The sequence below is a fragment of the Paraburkholderia sp. SIMBA_027 genome (assembly GCF_046535315.1).
GTDB lineage: Bacteria > Pseudomonadota > Gammaproteobacteria > Burkholderiales > Burkholderiaceae > Paraburkholderia > Paraburkholderia tropica.
Window position 1 is genome coordinate 1 of sequence record NZ_JAWRWY010001134.1, and the last position, 253, is coordinate 253.

1 protein-coding gene is annotated in these 253 nt (G+C 66.0%); it reads left to right on the forward strand.

The annotated features are described in order from the left end of the window. On the forward strand, positions 1–253 hold a 253-nt coding region (locus SB764_RS42670; RefSeq protein ID WP_410867134.1), incomplete at both ends, for a porin.

Consider the following 253-nt stretch of genomic DNA (forward strand, 5'->3'; position numbering starts at 1 on the left):
GGCGTCGCGTACGTGAACAACGTCGGCGGCCATGCGAAGTGGGCAATGATCCAGGGCAACACGCAGCCCGACCGGTGGGGCCTGAAAGGCAAGGAAGACCTCGGCGGCGGCCTGTCGGCGATCTTCCAGCTGGAAAACGGCTTCTATACGAACAACGGCCAGTTCGCGACCGCGAACACGATCTGGAACCGCGCGGCGTTCGTCGGGCTCAGCTCGGAGCGCTATGGGACGCTGACGCTCGGCCGCCAGACGC